The organism is Halalkaliarchaeum desulfuricum (assembly GCF_002952775.1).
In the GTDB taxonomy this organism is placed as follows: Archaea; Halobacteriota; Halobacteria; order Halobacteriales; family Haloferacaceae; genus Halalkaliarchaeum; species Halalkaliarchaeum desulfuricum.
This window is the reverse complement of the sequence record NZ_CP025066.1, coordinates 839,858-848,851: the sequence shown is the minus strand read 5'-3', so window position 1 is coordinate 848,851 and position 8,994 is coordinate 839,858. Positions and strand designations below refer to the sequence as shown.

The window sequence follows — 8,994 nt, the reverse complement described above, 5'->3', positions numbered from 1 at the left end:
GCGACTGGAAAACGGGAAGGCTTATTCGGGGCGAACTCGCAGACGCGTTTATGGTCGAACTGCGGGTACCGGAGGTGGACTACACCGAGTATTCGAACCGCCAGCTCCTGGTGGTTCCGCTCGCGGTTCTCGCACTCGCGCTGTTGATCATCGGTGGCTGGTTCCTCCTGACCGGCGCCCCCGCGAACTACGGGCTGGAGTTCACCGGCGGGACGGAGGTACGGATCGCCATGGACGACGTCGAGGACCCCGACGCGGCGATCGAGGAGGCGTTCTCGGCGGAACCCGACACGATCCGGTCGATCCCCGGCGACGACGTGTACGTGGTGACGTTCCGTGCCGGCGTCACAGATGCGTCGACACTCGAAGACGAGGTCGAAGCCGCCGGATTCGACTTACGTGGGTTAGACGAGGTCAGCGAGAGCTTCGGGGCCGACACGCGACAGCTCGCTGTGACCGGCGTCGGTATCGCGTTCCTCGGGATGGCGGTGCTGGTGTTCGCGCTGTTCCGGACGTTCATCCCCTCCGTGGCGGTGGTCGCGTCTGCGTTTTCCGACATCATGATCCCGATCGCGATGATGAACCTGCTCGGGATCGATCTGACACTGGGGACGGTTGCGGCGCTGTTGATGTTGATCGGATACAGCGTCGACTCCGACATCCTGTTGAACAACAGCGTGCTCCGCCGAACCGGCGACTTCTACGAGTCGGTTCACCGGGCGATGCGGACCGGTGTGACGATGACGATCACCTCGATCGCCGCGATGACGGTGATGGCGATCGCCGCCACCATCCTCGGGGTTGATCTCCTTCGTGACATCGGCATCATCCTTGTCGTCGGGCTGTTCGCCGACCTGATGAACACGTATCTGATGAACGTGACACTGCTTCGCTGGTACAAGTTCGAGGGGGTGAAACGATGATCAAGGAGAACTGGCGGCTGCTGTTGCTCGCCGTCTTCATTCTCGCGGCGACGTTCGCGTTGTTCTCGCCGACGATGGCGCCTGAGTCGCCCGACGTCGTCGAAGGAGACGACGTCGAGCAACAGGCGTCTGAAGGGCTTACAAACCTCCAGTACGGGCTGGATCTGGCGGGCGGTACGCGGATCCGTGCACCCCTCCTCGGGTTCGTCGCCGACGGCGTCGAATTCGGTGGAGACACCCCCTCACAGGTCGCCCAAAACGTCGCGAACGAACTGCCTGACACCGACTCGACCGACGTCAACGTCGAACAGCGCACCGAGGACGGCGGTGAGGTCGAAGTGACCGACGCGGGGGTCGGCCGCGAGGAGTTTGCGGGCGCGCTCGAGGCGGCAGGCTACCCGTACGACTCGATCTCGCCGGGTGTCACCGACGAGACGCGCTCGGCGGCGATCAGGGTGATCGACGGGAAGATCAACGAGGCCGGACTCTCGGGTGGGAGCGTCCGGCAAGTGTTCGATCCCGGTGCGGGTGAACACTTCCTGTTGGTCGAAGTGCCGGGTGAGGACAGAAGCGACGTCATCGAACTCATCGAAGAACGCGGGACGGTCCGGATCGACATCTACTACCCGGACGACGAGGTCGAGGACGGCTACTCGACCGAACGGTCGGTTCTGGTACAGGACGACTTCGAGAACATCGGCACCGCCCAGCGCGACGAAGCTGACCGGCCGTACGTGCCGGTGTCGGTCGTCAACGAGGAGGGTAACCCGGCGGCCGAGCGGTTCCAGGACGCTGCCGCCGAGTTCGGCGTCGCCCAACCGGGCGGTTCCCAGTGTACCTACTTCAGCGAGGAAGACGGCGTCGGCGAGACGGTCGATCCGTGTCTCCTGCTCGTTGTCGACGACGAGGTCGTCAACGCGTTCGGGATGCAGCCGGGACTGGCGGACAGCATGCGTGACGGCTCCTGGGCGAACGATCCCGGCTTCCGGCTGATGGCGACCGACTTCGATGACGCCCAGCGCATCTCGCTGAACCTCCGGGCCGGAGCGATCCCGGCACAGTTGGGCATCGAACAGGGGACTTCCTCGTTCATTTCCCCCACCCAGGGCGAGAACTTCCGGCTGTTCGGCGTGATCATCGGCGCCCTCGCGGTGCTCGCGGTGGCGGGCATGGTGTTCCTCCGTTACCGCCAGCCCAAGGTCGCGCTTCCGATGACTGTGACCGCGTTCTCGGAGGTGTACATCCTGCTCGGGTTCGCCGCACTGGTTCAGTACCCGGTCGACCTGGCCGTCGTCGCCGGCTTCATCGCCGTGGTCGGTACGGGGGTGGACGACCTCGTGATCATCGCCGACGAGGTGATGAGCGAAGGCGAGGTGAAATCCAGGAAGGTGTTCGACTCGCGGTTCAGGCGGGCGTTCTGGGTGATCGGCGCCGCCGCCGCGACCACCATCATCGCGATGTCGCCACTGATGATCCTCTCGCTGGGTGACCTCTCCGGGTTCGCAATCTTCACCATCCTGGGCGTGCTCGTCGGCGTCTTGATCACCCGGCCCGCGTACGGGGACATCCTCCGGCGCGGTCTCACTCACCGCTAGCCGGTTTCTTCGTGGTCACCGACCGACGGGACAACTCATCTCCGATACGTCTCCTTCGCGGCGATCCGAACCCGAGTCTCGCCCCGTTCCGCGAACAGGTCGTCCTCCTCGCGGGCGAACTGCACGCCCATCGCCTCGACCGACTCGTTCGTCTCCGGTATCTGCACCGTCTCGATCCCGCCGTCGTGGGCGACCAGCAGGTGGAACCCGTCCGCCCAGGAGACGACCGTGACGTTCCGGCCGTCGACGCGGGGCTGAGCGTGGGATCCGGTCGAGGTGAACGCGACCTGGCGGTCCTCGTCGTGTTCGAGTTCTACCCGGTAAACCCGATCCCCCCCGACGACCTGCCAGCCAGTGCGATGGACGGACACCGAGTCGCGCCAGCCGAGACCCCCGAGTCCGATCCGCTCCTGTCCGGAGCCACGCAGGCGGTTCTTCGAGACCGCGGTGGTCCAGAGGTGTCGCTCCTGGCTTTTCACGATGACGCCGGAGGTTTCGACGGTGGTTGTTTCGCCGAACAGTTCGACGTCGATCACGTCGACCATCCCGTCGGTGATGTCCTCTGCGTACGTCACCTGATAGTCCCGGACTTCGATCGGATCACCGGGCAAGGGTTCCTCGTCGGCGGTGACGAGGTTCACCGGGATTGCCGGCCCAGCGATCATTGCCGCGCCCATAAGGAGGAGCACGAACCCGATCGCCGCCGGTGTGGTTCCGGAACGCGCGTTCGATGTCGAAACCGAGGGAAGCGAGAGCCGTGATGAAACCGACGGCAGAGCCGGTATCGACGGGGTGGACGGCATTGCCGGCAGGGTCGGCATCGACAGCGGTTCATCGCGGGTTGCGCCCGCGAGCACGACGAGCGTCGCAAGCAGGATCACGAGCGCCAGCCCGATTGCCCGATAGAGCACGTACGTCTCGCCGCCGCGGTACCAGTACACCGCCCACAGGGATCGCGCCGCGCCGTACAGCAACACGCCGGTCCCGAGCCGGAGCGCAGAGGGGAGGTCACCCCGACGGCGACGAAGATACAGCCCGACGAGCAGCCCCACGAACAGCCCGAGTGCGTGACCCTGGATCGCGATCGTCGCCCACGAGGGCGTCTGGTACACCCAGTCTGCACTGGCGACGAGTTCCGGGTGGCGCATCGCGTTGTACACCAACCGGACGAGCGTGCTCGCCGACAGAGCGACGATCGTCCCCAGCGGATAGAAGGCGAGTGCGAACCCACCGAACGCGAAGACGACACCCGAAAAGCCGATCACTGGACCGATCGAGAACAGCGACGTGAGGAGCCCGGCGCCGATCACCGCACCGGGGACGATCAGGAACGCCCGGACGTACGGATTCGTTTTCCACGAACTGAACGACGAGGTCCCCCTCGATTGTGGGAAATGTCCCCAGGCGTATTCAGCGAGGGTACCGAGCACCAGCGCACCCAGCAGGTTGCCGATCAGGTGTCCCGCACTCGCATGCGAAAAGCCCGCCGTCACCATTCCCAGCGGGTAGAAGTACGACCACGCCCGGAACGGCAACACCACCGGATTGTGCCAGTTTTCGGCCCCGCCCTGGACGAACAGGTACACCAGCAGGACGAATCCGAGGGAAACGAGCGTCCCCCACGGGAGGCCCAACAACAATCGGGAGCGGAGGGTCCGCCCCCATGCTCCACGAGGCCGGTCGACTGCATAGACGATGGCGAACGCGAGGAGGGCCGCGGCGACGACCGCGAGCCGCTGGAGCGGGAACCACTCCGTTACCATACCACGAACGTGTTTCCCTGTTCCCTTGAAGTAGTCGGTACTGTCAGGGGGTCTCGTCCCGTTCGTCCGCAGGGGAGTAGATCGGCTCTCTCACCCGGTCTCCTTCCTCGATGCCGTAATCGTCGGTGAATCCGAGGTTCACTTCGAGCACGAACTGTCCGTAGCCAGTGTAGGTGGTGAGCGACGACTGGTCCTCCTCGACGGGCGCCTCGTGGATCGTCGTGATCGTCCCGTCCGCATCGACGAAGACGATGTCTATCGGGAACGACATGTCTCGCATGACGTAGCCGTAGGTGCCGGGTTCGTCGTGAACGAACCACATTCCCTCCTCGGGTGCCAGCTCCCCGGTGTTCGAGAGCCCGGTGTACCGTTTTTCCGGCGTGTCGGCGATCCGGGCGTCGACGGTCGCGAGTCGGTCTCCGGTGTCGCCGTCCTCGATCGTGACCGTGGTCCACTCGTACTCCCCGCGTTCGTGGAGGCCGAGACTCAGCCCGACCGCTATCCCCGCGAGGAGGAGGACAGCGATTGCGGCGGCAACGAGAACCCGATCGTTCACGGGGGGATCGTGGAGCGACCGACGTATGAGCGTGTCGTCCGGTTCGTTCGAGAAGGAAAGCGTTATTCGCTCGGGACGGGTGGGTTCGAATGCGGGCTCGTGGTCTAGTGGTTATGACGCGTCCCTTACAAGGACGAGATCGGCGGTTCGAATCCGCCCGAGCCCATTCCGCCTGCGAGCGAAGCGAGCAGTGCGGAATGTTCTGCGAGAAGGATTCGAATTAGAGAGCGGGAGGTGAGCGAGCAACGCGAGCGAACGGGAGCGACCGTGGTTCGAATCCGCCCGAGCCCATTCCGCCTGCGAGCGAAGCGAGCAGTGCGGAATGTTCTGCGAGAAGGATTCGAATATCATTCGTCGTCGTGTTCCTCCCACTGTTCGTGGTATCGTCGTTGAGCGGCGGTGATCTCGTCGATCGAAACGTCCATCGCCGCCAGTTTCTCAGCGGCGACCTCTCTGTCGAACCGAGCGGGAAACGGATGGAGCTCCGGTTCGAGGCCGGGATCGCCAGCGAGTTTCGCCAGCCCCCGGGTCATCAACGCGACGTCGTGTCAATCACCTCGCTCGGATTGCCCGCACTGCCCGGGGCAGTCAGGTTGACGACCCGGCCGCCGACGAGCAGCGTAAGCGGCGCAGAGATCCCGATCGCACACGTCCGCGATCGCCCCCTCGTCGTCGAGATCGATCACACGTATCAGCCGGTACGTGGGTGCAAAACTGTTGAGGATCGTTACTGATCCTGGGTTTCCCAGGCCACTATTTAATTAACGGCTCAACAGCCGAGAAACGGGTTGATCCACTACGAAATGATAATCAGGTGGAAAGGGCGGACTCCACGGTTTTCTGCGGAAGCGGTCCGTCTGGCGGTCGAAACGGTAACTTCCCCCAACAGACAGTATCAGTCGTTCGAACTCCCCGTTATGCCTTTGACCAGAACGAGCGGGGTTCCGGCGTCGGCAGATCCGGTCAGCAGGTCGGCCAGGCTGGCGATAATATTCTGAAGTTGGCGGGGAGTCGTTCCCTCTGATTCGATGCTACTCTCCACGTGATGCTCCTCGGCTTCCGCCGCCAGTATCTCCGAGATCTCTTCTCTGGATTTTTCTTCCTCGTGATACTTGTCGACGAGGAACTTGTATTTGACACCTCCCCGGAGTGTATCTTCGAGATCCGGCGTCGCTCCGAAGACGGCACAGGGGTCGGCGAGCTCGTAGATGCCGCTGCTCGGATCTTTGTACGCGCCATCTCCATTGATGATGACGTGGACCTGTTTGTCGAACTCGTCGTCGATACGCTCCTGTAATTCGACGGCAAACTGGTCCGCCCGACGTGGGGCGAGTTTTATCTTCTCGCCCGAGGACATATTGCTGCCGAGTAACCCCCACTCCGACCACGCGTCGTTTGTCTCGTCGTTAGCCAACTCCTGTAGTGTCAATACGTTATCGTGATATGCGGCCACAGCTTCTCGAGTCTTCTCTCGCTCGTGGACGTTCGAGACGATGACAGCGTCCGGCTGATATTCGAGAATCCTCTCCGGATCGTTGCTCAAGAAGATCGTCGGTTCCGCACCCTCTTCGGCAATCGTCTCCCGGTACAGCTGGATGTAATCGATCTCCGTTATCGGATGCGGGTAGCGCCGGTCGAGGTCGTCTGTCGTGATATGGTCGTCCGTCTCCGCTTCGAGTTCCGCTGCAACCTCGGGTGGGAGCGTTCGGTTTCCGACCTCATCTGTCGGATATTGCAGTTGCACGATGACCTTGCCGTCCGGGACGGCCCGGCTTATGCCTGCGAGGATCGGAACAAAGCGGTTGCGGCTTGTGATCGGGAAGACGACGCCGATCGTCTGTTCCGGAGTGAGCGTGCAACCCTCGCGGATCTCCTGGGCGATCTCCGCCTTCGTTACGTAGTTGTTCTGTGAACGAGCGACCACCGATTCGGTCAGACAGATCGTGTCCCCGTCCGTGAGGAATCCGTCTTCGACGACCTCTTCCAGCGCTTCGATGACCTGTGACTGGAGGTCACATCCCGGGAGGAGAACGCCCATTTCGATGCCGAAGGCACACGGGCCCACGTAGTCAGGAATGCCTGTCATTTGAACGAGTACGTATTTCGTACTCGAATAGTTCCCAGTTTCGATGTGTTTCGGCGTTTGCCGGATCGAGTTACCGGCGTTGTCCTCCACTGTATTGTCGTCGTTCGCACACTCGGGGATACTCTCCGGACTCCGACCGGTGTTCGGCCGGATCGACAAACTCCAGCAACTGTCGGTGACCGCGGCTCATCTGTCCTTCCACGACCCGGTGGTGGGCCTGCTGTTCGCGCTCGCAGATCGTCCCGAACTCGTTTCCATAATGCCCTGTGGTTCGGGGACATCCCTGTACTCGGCGCGCCCGATCGTCTCCTCCGGGACTGCTTCGACATCGCCGAGGTGTTCCTGGCGATCGGTCGAGATCTAGACGACCTCCGAGATCGCAGCCACCCTGCCGACCCGGGGCGTCCACACCGGTTTATAAGCTCACGCCGCTATCACCCGATAATGAACGCGTCACCGATCGTCTCGCTGGCACCGAGCGCGACCGCGACGATCGCGGCGATGGGCCTGACGGATCGGCTCGCGGGCGTGACCACACACTGTTCGGTGGACGCGGAGAGGGCCGACGTCACGAGAGTCGGCGGCTGGTTGAACCCGTCGTACGACCGGATCCGCGAGATCGACCCCGCGGTCGTCTGTACGAGCGACGAACTCCAGCGTGAGATCCGCGAGGAACTCCACGACCGGGGGTACGACGTCGTCCATCGGGAACCCGCCCGGCTCGACGACGTTATCGAGGGGTTCGAAGCGCTCGGGGAGGTACTCGGCGAGACCGACGCCGGAACGAGACTCGCCCGCGCGTCGCGAGAGCGTCTCGACGCCGTGGAAACGCGGGTCGCCGACCGGGACCGCCCCGTCGTCTACTGTGAGGAATGGTCGGATCCGCCGATGGCGGCGGGCAACTGGGTCCCCGACGCGGTCCGGGCCGCGGGCGGCCGGTATCCCTTCGTGTCTCCGGGGGAGCGCTCGCGGGAGATCCGACGGGAAACCGTCGAAAACGCAGATCCCGACCACGCGGTGTTGCACGTCTGTGGACACGGCGACCGCGTCTCGCCCGACCGGATCGCGGGCAGGGGATGGGGCGTCGACCCCGAAATCCACGTCGTCGACGACTCCCTGTTGAACCAGCCGAGCCCGCGGCTGCTCGACGGGATCGAGCTGCTTTCCGATCGACTGCATCCGGAAGACTGAACGCGGTTCCGGACGGTCCTCTCGACATGCGAGTCGCCGTCGGGAGCACGAATCCCGTGAAGCGCCGGGCGGTACAGCTGGCGATCGAAAGCGACGCGGACGACTTCGGCGATGGGGCCGACGTCGAACCGGTCGAGGTCGACTCCGGAGTCGACGAACAGCCGACCGGCCACGCGGAGACGTGCACCGGCGCGGAGGTCCGCGCCGAACGAGCGTACGCGACAGGCAAGTACGATCTCGGCGTCGGGATCGAGGGCGGCGTGGCGACGTTTTCGGGGCGCGATCACGTCAGTCGGGAGCGTATCGTCGGCCGTGACGGGCGGTTTCTCGTCATGTGGGCGGCTGTGACCGACGGCGATCGTGTCGGGGTCGCGGCCGGGCCGAGTATCGCCCTCCCGGCGAGGATCGTCGATCGAATCGACGCCGGCGAGGAGCTGGGTCCGGTGATGGACGACGTCCTGGGAACCAGCGAAATCGCCAAAAAGCAGGGTGCAGCGGGGGTGTTCACCGGCGGCCGGATAGACCGCGCCGAGGCGCTCTCGCAGGCTGTCGCCGGTGCGCTCGGGCCGTTCGTCTGTTCGCTGTACGAGTAGGCCCGGTCGGAGTTATATACTCGCCTTCAAACACCGGTATTAGTTATAAATAAAAGGAAGTTTTTTAATAGTATATTCATATCTTGATCAGATCTGCAACAGATAACGTAAATACGAAAAACGCCATGTTCATCGGTGCCGGGGTGCCTCTGACATCCGGCAGCCGACGACGGGACGTTCTGCCCGACCGCCCTGTCGTTCCCGGCGTGCGATCGTTTGCCCGGACGATCGCGTCACGAAACGCCGACCGGCCGGACTGTGTGCCCGGCGTCCGGCCACGTCGGCAG

Annotated in this window: 9 protein-coding genes and 1 tRNA gene; 6 read left to right on the top strand and 4 right to left on the bottom strand. The window is 63.6% G+C overall.

The annotated features are described in order from the left end of the window. Window positions 1–50: 50 nt before the first annotated feature. A complete protein-coding gene (gene secF, locus AArcSl_RS04195) occupies window positions 51–923 on the top strand; it encodes a protein translocase subunit SecF (RefSeq protein WP_119815458.1) in 873 nt (290 codons plus the stop codon). Then, complete coding sequence (locus AArcSl_RS04190) at window positions 920–2,518, top strand: preprotein translocase subunit SecD (RefSeq protein WP_119815455.1); 1,599 nt, start codon at window positions 920–922, stop codon at window positions 2,516–2,518. Before secF ends, AArcSl_RS04190 begins: the two co-directional genes overlap by 4 nt. A gap of 35 nt (window positions 2,519–2,553) precedes the next feature. On the opposite strand, the gene AArcSl_RS04185 is transcribed toward AArcSl_RS04190, so the two are convergent. Both AArcSl_RS04185 and AArcSl_RS04180 read right to left on the bottom strand, forming a co-directional pair. Continuing rightward, window positions 2,554–4,281, bottom strand: a complete 1,728-nt coding sequence (locus tag AArcSl_RS04185; RefSeq protein ID WP_119815453.1) for a rhomboid family intramembrane serine protease — start codon at window positions 4,279–4,281, stop codon at window positions 2,554–2,556. Window positions 4,282–4,324: 43 nt separating this feature from the next. Then, on the bottom strand, window positions 4,325–4,837 hold the full coding sequence (locus AArcSl_RS04180) for a DUF192 domain-containing protein (protein WP_119815450.1): 513 nt from the start codon (window positions 4,835–4,837) through the stop codon (window positions 4,325–4,327). 93 nt (window positions 4,838–4,930) lie between these two features. On the opposite strand from AArcSl_RS04180, the gene AArcSl_RS04175 reads away from it, so the two are divergent. After that, window positions 4,931–5,003 (top strand) — tRNA-Val (locus AArcSl_RS04175). A 181-nt stretch (window positions 5,004–5,184) separates the two neighbouring features. On the opposite strand, the gene AArcSl_RS04170 is transcribed toward AArcSl_RS04175, so the two are convergent. Together AArcSl_RS04170 and AArcSl_RS04160 are read right to left on the bottom strand one after the other, a co-directional pair. Next, window positions 5,185–5,370, bottom strand: coding sequence for a hypothetical protein (locus tag AArcSl_RS04170; protein ID WP_119815447.1), 186 nt, complete (start codon window positions 5,368–5,370; stop codon window positions 5,185–5,187). Window positions 5,371–5,732: 362 nt separating this feature from the next. Next, on the bottom strand, window positions 5,733–6,923 hold the full coding sequence (locus tag AArcSl_RS04160) for a coenzyme F420-0:L-glutamate ligase (RefSeq protein ID WP_119815441.1): 1,191 nt from the start codon (window positions 6,921–6,923) through the stop codon (window positions 5,733–5,735). Window positions 6,924–6,966: 43 nt separating this feature from the next. On the opposite strand from AArcSl_RS04160, the gene AArcSl_RS04155 reads away from it, so the two are divergent. From AArcSl_RS04155 to yjjX, 3 genes are all read left to right on the top strand, one after another. Beyond that, window positions 6,967–7,287: a hypothetical protein gene (locus AArcSl_RS04155; protein WP_119815438.1), complete on the top strand. Its 321-nt coding sequence runs from the start codon at window positions 6,967–6,969 to the stop codon at window positions 7,285–7,287. Window positions 7,288–7,367: 80 nt separating this feature from the next. Then, a complete protein-coding gene (locus AArcSl_RS04150) occupies window positions 7,368–8,114 on the top strand; it encodes a helical backbone metal receptor (protein WP_119815436.1) in 747 nt (248 codons plus the stop codon). 26 nt (window positions 8,115–8,140) lie between these two features. Further along, entirely contained in the window at window positions 8,141–8,707 is a 567-nt protein-coding gene (gene yjjX / locus AArcSl_RS04145; protein ID WP_119815433.1) for an inosine/xanthosine triphosphatase, read from the top strand. Window positions 8,708–8,994 lie beyond the last annotated feature (287 nt).

What these genes read in the sequence shown, in the direction of transcription:
- secF (WP_119815458.1), top strand. Translation starts at nt 51, where the DNA reads ATGGTCGAACTGCGGGTACCGGAGGTGGACTACACCGAGTATTCGAAC.
- AArcSl_RS04190 (WP_119815455.1), top strand. Translation starts at nt 920, where the DNA reads ATGATCAAGGAGAACTGGCGGCTGCTGTTGCTCGCCGTCTTCATTCTC.
- AArcSl_RS04185 (WP_119815453.1), bottom strand. Translation starts at nt 4,281, where the DNA reads ATGGTAACGGAGTGGTTCCCGCTCCAGCGGCTCGCGGTCGTCGCCGCG.
- AArcSl_RS04170 (WP_119815447.1), bottom strand. Translation starts at nt 5,370, where the DNA reads ATGACCCGGGGGCTGGCGAAACTCGCTGGCGATCCCGGCCTCGAACCG.
- AArcSl_RS04160 (WP_119815441.1), bottom strand. Translation starts at nt 6,923, where the DNA reads ATGACAGGCATTCCTGACTACGTGGGCCCGTGTGCCTTCGGCATCGAA.
- AArcSl_RS04155 (WP_119815438.1), top strand. Translation starts at nt 6,967, where the DNA reads ATGTGTTTCGGCGTTTGCCGGATCGAGTTACCGGCGTTGTCCTCCACT.
- AArcSl_RS04150 (WP_119815436.1), top strand. Translation starts at nt 7,368, where the DNA reads ATGAACGCGTCACCGATCGTCTCGCTGGCACCGAGCGCGACCGCGACG.
- yjjX (WP_119815433.1), top strand. Translation starts at nt 8,141, where the DNA reads ATGCGAGTCGCCGTCGGGAGCACGAATCCCGTGAAGCGCCGGGCGGTA.